A 5,146-nucleotide genomic window follows, 5' to 3' on the forward strand; every position below is an offset into this window, starting at 1 on the left:
GTCGCCCGAGCCGTGAGGCGGGGACGGCGCGCCGCGGATCACGGCCCCGGCCTCCAGTCGGCGGTGCGACACTCGTGCACATGACCGACGTTCCGGACCCGGTACCGACGGGAACGATCGATGCCCTGCGCGCCGCGGGCGCCCGGTTCGCGCTTCTGCACGGAAGCCGGGCCGCGGGTACCCACCGGCCGGACTCGGACATCGACGTCGCCGCCTGGTGGTCGGCGGACCCGCCGCCATCGTTCGAGGTGGACCTTCCGGCAGGAGTCGATCTGCTCGTCCTCAACGATGCTCCCCTCGAGCTGGCCGGACGGGTCGCGCAGGACGGTCGGCTGCTCTTCGACGACGACCCGTCCGCCCGTGTGCGGTGGGTCGCCACCGTGCGCAAGATCTACGCCGACGAGCTCCCCCGTATGCGTCGCAGCCACCAGGAGTTCCTGGAGAGCCTGCGTCGTGGTTGACCAGGCACGAGTGGCACGACTGCTCAGGGCGATCACCGATGATCTGGCTGTACTCGGTGACGAGTCCACCGCGAACGCGATCCGGCGCGCCGACCCGTTGTGGATCAGGGGCATCAAGTACGTGTTCGTCACCGCCATCGAAGGATGCGTGGACGTCGCGCATCACATCTGCTCGTCGGAGGGCTGGGGACCTCCACGGGACAACGCCGACGCGGTCCGCGTGCTCGGCCGTCACGGCGTGATATCGACCGATCTCGCCGAGAGGCTCTCCCGCGCGGTCGGCTTTCGCAACGTTCTCGTTCACGACTACGTCGATGTCGACGATCGAGTGGTGCTCGCCAGGTTGGACGACCCGTCCGACCTGGCTCTGTTCGCCACGGCCGTGTCCGAGTGGATCCACCCGCCTCGCTGACGAGCTGATGCACCGAGACCGCGGATCACGTCCCGGGTAGGGCCTTCTCGATCAGGGGGACCGTGGTGTCCAGTGCGTACTCCGTGCCCAGCGCGGTGGCCGCGGAGAACGCCCTGGCCACCGTCTTGTCCTCCAGCACGATGAACCGGCCGTCCCGGAAGGAGGGCATCCGCTGCACCAGCGGGTCGTTGCGGACCTGGTCGCCGGAGGCACCGATCAGCGACAGGAGCACGATGTCGGCGTCGAGCCGTCCGACGTTCTCGGTGCCGAGGGTGACCGAGAAGTTGCGCGCGTTCTCCCGGACGATCTCCGGGTTGATGACGAACCCGAGCGCGGTCACGAAGTCGGCCCGCGTCCCGCCGGGCACATAGGCGGCGTAGCGGTCGGCGTTGCGCACCCCGATCGTCGCGGTGCGCCCGGCCCAGGACGGGTGCTTCGCCCGCACCGCCGCGAACTTCTGCTCCACCCGGTCCACCAGCGCCTCGCCCTCGGCCGGGCGGCCGACCGCGCTCGCCACCAGCCGGGCCTGCTGGTCCCAGGTGGTGCCGTAGGCGTTGGCCACGGCGGCCGGGGCGGCCACGGTCGGCGCGATCCGGCTCAGCCGCCGGTAGGTGTCCTCGGTGTTGTCCGACCGGGTCCACAGGATGACGTCCGGGCGCAGGGCGGCGACCTGCTCGTAGTCGATGTCGAGGGTGCCGGTGATCTGCGGCGGGGTGGGGTAGCGCCCGGCGGCCCACGGGCCGACGCCCTCGCCGCCGAAGGCCAGCCAGTCGCTGGCGCCGACCGGCGCCACGCCGACGGCGAGCGCGGCCTCGGCGTCGCCCCAGCCCAGCGCGACGACGCGCTGCGGGGCCGCGGGCACCTGCACCGGGCCGAAGATCGTGTCCAGGGACGGGCCGCTCGCGGACGCGGCGGGACCGGCCGAGCAACCGGTGAGCAGGAGCAGGACGAGCGCGGACACCGCGGCGAGCGATCGGATCACCCGCTGAACATAGGCGAGCCTCGCCTCACTGTCGACGAGACGACGGGCGCACTCCCGGGGCCCGCAACCGGCTTCACGCACCCACCCGGTAGCGCTCGACGACGTCCTCGTCGAGCACGACGCCCAGGCCGGGGGCGTCCGGGACGGCCAGGTGACCGGTGTCGTCGACGCGCAGCGGCTCGGCGAGCATGAAGTCGCGCCGCTGCGGGGTCCAGTCCGGCGCGTCGTAGGGGAACTCGAAGAACGGGCCGCCGCCGACCCCGGCCGCGACGTGCAGGTTGGCCAGCACGCCGATCCCGTTGGTCCAGCTGTGCGGGGTGAACGCGCGGTGCTTGAGCGCGGCCAACTCGGCCAGCGTGCGGGCCCGGCTCATGCCCACGGCCAGCACGACGTCGCACTGGTAGACGTCGAGGACGTCGCGCTCGAGGTAGCGCAGCAGCTCCGGCATCGAGCGGAGCATCTCGCCGGCCGCGATCCGCAGGCCCGGGTTCTCCGCGCGCAGCGTCCGGAAGCCCTCGACGTCGGCGTAGGGCAGCGGCTCCTCGACCCAGAACACGCCCAGCTCACCGAGCCGGCGCACGAGGCGCCGGATCGATGCCAGGTCGGTGGCCGGAGCCGTGTCGCCGGCCATCCGCCACGACTGGTTGAGGTCGACCATGATCGTGTAGTCGTCGCCGAGCGCGTCCCGGACGGCGGCGACGGCGGCGACCCCCTCCTCGACCCGGTCGCGGTCGATCCGGATCTTCATCGCCCGGAAGTCCTCGGCGACGACCCGGTGCGCGACCTCGCGCCGCTCGGCGGGCGAGCGCAGCACGCAGCAGGAGGCGTAGGCGGGGACGCGGCGCGCGGCGTTGCCGAACAGCACCGACACCGGCTGCCCCACCACCTTGCCGACGATGTCCCACAGCGCGGCCTCGAGCGGCCAGTAGTGGCCGCCGTGGACGTTGCACGTCTCGATGGCGCGCACGTGCCGGCTGACCTCGAGCGGGTCCCGGCCGACGAACAGGTGCCGGAACGCGTCGAAGCCGTCCATCGTGTCGCCGGAACCGATGCCGGTGACGCCCTCGTCGGTGTGCACCCGCACGATCGTCGCGTCGACCGACCGGCGCGGCTGCGGGTCCCAGGCCGCGCGCAACGGGGGGTCGAGGTCGTACCGGAGCCGGTCCAGCGTGATGTCGGTGATCTTCATTGTCCGGAGGCCTCCAGCCGGGGTCGGGTGGCCGGACACACGTCCGCGCCGGGTCGGGCGCACCTAGTCTGGGGCCGTGGCGCGCACCGAGATCACGACCGAGGACGAACTGCGCGAGATCGTCGACCCCCCGCACCCGAAGATCGCGGACAAGGACACCGACCACCTCGACGAGGTGCAACAGGCGTTCGTCACCGGGTCACCGCTGTTCTTCTTCGCGACGACCGACGCCGACGGCCTGCTCGACGTCTCCCCACGCGGCGACCTGCCCGGCAGCGTCCTGGTGCTCGACGACCACACGCTCGCCTTCCCCGACCGGCGCGGCAACCGCCGCCTGGACAGCCTGCGCAACCTGCTCGTCGACCCGCGGGTCGGCATGCTGTTCGTCCGGCCCGGGGTCACCGACATGCTCCGGATCAACGGCGTCGCGACGGTCGTGCGCGGCGCCGACTACCGGGAGTCGCTCGCGATCGGCGAGTTCGTCCCGGAGATCACCGTCGAGGTCCGCACGGACCAGGTGTTCTGGCACTGCGGCAACGCCCTGCGCCGGTCCGGGACCTGGGACGCCACGACCTGGACGTCGTTCGAGCGGTCCGCCCCCTCGGCCTAGTCCTCGGCCTCGGTGCCCGAGAGCGGCCTGCCCTCGGTGAAGTGCGGGACGAGCCGGTTGTCGAACATGGTCAGCGCGGAGCCGATGGCCATGTGCATGTCCAGGTACTTGTAGGTGCCCAGGCGCCCGCCGAAGAGCACGTTGCGGTTCGCGGTCTCCTTGCGGGCCAGCTCCCGGTAGCGCTCCAGCTTCGCGCGGTTCTCCGGGGTGTTGACCGGGTAGTACGGCTCGTCGCCGGACTCGGCGAAGCGCGAGTACTCGCGCACGATCACCGTCTTGTCCGTGGGGTAGTCGCGCTCCGGGTGCATGTGCCGGAACTCCAGGATCCGGGTGTAGGGCACGTCGGCGTCGTTGTAGTTGACGACCGAGGTGCCCTGGTAGTCGCCGGTCGGCTCGACCGACATCTCGAAGTCCAGCGTGCGCCAGCCGAGCTCGCCCTCGCTGTGGCCGAAGTAGGCGTCCAGCGGCCCGGTGTAGACGACCGGGACGCCGGCCGGGATCTCGTCGCGGACCGCGAAGTAGTCGGTGTCCAGGCGGACCTCGATGTTCTCGTGGCCGGCCATCCTCTCCAGCCACGCGGTGTAGCCGTCGACCGGAAGGCCCTCGTAGGTGTCGTTGAAGTAGCGGTTGTCGAACGTGTACCGCACCGGGAGCCGCGTGATGATCGACGCGTCCAGCTCCTTCGGGTCGGTCTGCCACTGCTTGGCGTTGTACCCCTTGATGAACGCCTCGTAGAGCGGGCGCCCGATCAACGAGATCGCCTTCTCCTCGAGGTTGGTCGCGTCCTTCGTGTCGACCTCGGCGGACTGCTCGGCGATCAGCGCACGGGCCTCGTCCGGCGAGTGCGAACGGCCGAAGAACTGGTTGATCAGCGCGAGGTTCATCGGGAACGCGTAGACCTGGTCGCCTGCCTTGGCGAACACCCGGTGCTGGTAGCCGGTGAACGCGGTGAACCGGTTCACGTAGTCCCAGACCCGCTTGTTCGAGGTGTGGAACAGGTGCGCGCCGTAGCGGTGGATCTCGATACCGGTCTCGGGTTCGGCCTCGGAGTAGGCGTTGCCCCCGATGTGGCTGCGGCGCTCGAGCACGAGCACCTTCTTGCCGAGTTCGGAGGCGGCCCGCTCGGCCACGGTCAGCCCGAAGAAACCGGAGCCGACGACGACGAGGTCGTATCCATCGAAGGTCACGACCCACGAGGGTAGACGCGCCGGTGCCGCGTCCCCGCACCCGCCGCCTCCGGCGTCCTCCCGGTCGTCGTCACCGGCGTCGCTATCCTGGGGCCGTCCCCGGAGACTGCACCCGGTGACGGATGCGCGGATCCCCACCCGATCGGGCGGGACCCACCCGGGAACGAAGGAGTCGGACTCCGCATGAGCTGGACCGCCGCCGTCCCGGTGATGCTCGTCGCCGCGTTCTGGATGATCGGTCCCGGACTGCTCGTCGCCCTCGCGTCGGGCCTGCGCGGGATCGTCGCGTGGGGCGTGGCACCGGT

At 71.1% G+C, this 5,146-nt stretch carries 6 protein-coding genes; 3 read left to right on the forward strand and 3 right to left on the reverse strand.

From position 1 onward, the window contains the following. Positions 1–80 precede the first annotated feature (80 nt). Positions 81–461, forward strand: a complete 381-nt coding sequence (locus I4I78_RS30280; RefSeq protein WP_218614932.1) for a nucleotidyltransferase domain-containing protein — start codon at positions 81–83, stop codon at positions 459–461. Positions 462–471: 10 nt separating this feature from the next. Further along, positions 472–873 carry a HepT-like ribonuclease domain-containing protein gene (locus tag I4I78_RS30285; protein ID WP_218614933.1) on the forward strand — a complete coding sequence of 134 codons (402 nt, stop codon included), beginning with the start codon at positions 472–474 and terminating at the stop codon, positions 871–873. Between the two features lie 25 nt (positions 874–898). Here the strand turns inward: I4I78_RS30285 and I4I78_RS30290 are convergent, their stop codons facing one another. Both I4I78_RS30290 and I4I78_RS30295 read right to left on the reverse strand, forming a co-directional pair. Next, positions 899–1,855, reverse strand: coding sequence for an iron-siderophore ABC transporter substrate-binding protein (locus I4I78_RS30290; RefSeq protein ID WP_218614934.1), 957 nt, complete (start codon positions 1,853–1,855; stop codon positions 899–901). Between the two features lie 73 nt (positions 1,856–1,928). Continuing rightward, positions 1,929–3,044, reverse strand: a complete 1,116-nt coding sequence (locus I4I78_RS30295) for a mandelate racemase/muconate lactonizing enzyme family protein (protein WP_218614935.1) — start codon at positions 3,042–3,044, stop codon at positions 1,929–1,931. Positions 3,045–3,120: 76 nt separating this feature from the next. Between I4I78_RS30295 and I4I78_RS30300 the strand changes: the two genes are divergently transcribed. Continuing rightward, complete coding sequence (locus I4I78_RS30300) at positions 3,121–3,654, forward strand: MSMEG_1061 family FMN-dependent PPOX-type flavoprotein (protein WP_218614936.1); 534 nt, start codon at positions 3,121–3,123, stop codon at positions 3,652–3,654. Here I4I78_RS30300 and glf read toward each other — a convergent pair. Further along, positions 3,651–4,841, reverse strand: a complete 1,191-nt coding sequence (gene glf, locus I4I78_RS30305) for a UDP-galactopyranose mutase (RefSeq protein ID WP_218614937.1) — start codon at positions 4,839–4,841, stop codon at positions 3,651–3,653. The genes I4I78_RS30300 and glf overlap by 4 nt on opposite strands. Positions 4,842–5,146: the final 305 nt, after the last annotated feature.

This window comes from Pseudonocardia sp. KRD291 (assembly GCF_019263595.1).
In the GTDB taxonomy this organism is placed as follows: Bacteria; Actinomycetota; Actinomycetes; order Mycobacteriales; family Pseudonocardiaceae; genus Pseudonocardia.

Coding starts and splice junctions, on each gene's coding strand:
- I4I78_RS30280 (WP_218614932.1), top strand. CDS start 81: ATGACCGACGTTCCGGACCCGGTACCGACGGGAACGATCGATGCCCTG.
- I4I78_RS30295 (WP_218614935.1), bottom strand. CDS start 3,044: ATGAAGATCACCGACATCACGCTGGACCGGCTCCGGTACGACCTCGAC.